The organism is Legionella lytica (assembly GCF_044626755.1).
In the GTDB taxonomy this organism is placed as follows: domain Bacteria; phylum Pseudomonadota; class Gammaproteobacteria; order Legionellales; family Legionellaceae; genus Legionella; species Legionella lytica_A.
The window spans coordinates 1-202 of sequence record NZ_JBGORX010000049.1 but is presented as its reverse complement, the minus strand read 5'-3'; the positions used below and the strand labels follow the sequence as shown (position 1 = coordinate 202).

The following is a 202-nucleotide window of genomic DNA, read 5'->3' as shown; positions in this document are numbered from 1 at the left end:
AACTACTGTCACGCTCGTTGCAGCAAGCCCCCCAATGGTTAAGGTCGTGGTTGGGGTAAAGTTGGTACCGCTCACAGTAACCGCAGTACCTCCCGCCATAGAACCACTATTAGGACTAATGCTGACAAGGGTTGGTGCTGCAGGCTGATAGGTGAAGCCGCCACTTAATACCGCATTAGAGACACCATTATTGACCACCACA

Annotated in this window: 1 protein-coding gene; it reads right to left on the bottom strand. The window is 51.5% G+C overall.

Going from position 1 to position 202, the window contains the following annotated elements; all coding sequences use genetic code 11:
• Window positions 1-202, bottom strand: a 202-nt coding sequence (locus tag ACD661_RS17035; protein WP_400189026.1) for an IPT/TIG domain-containing protein, incomplete at both ends; no start/stop codon positions are given.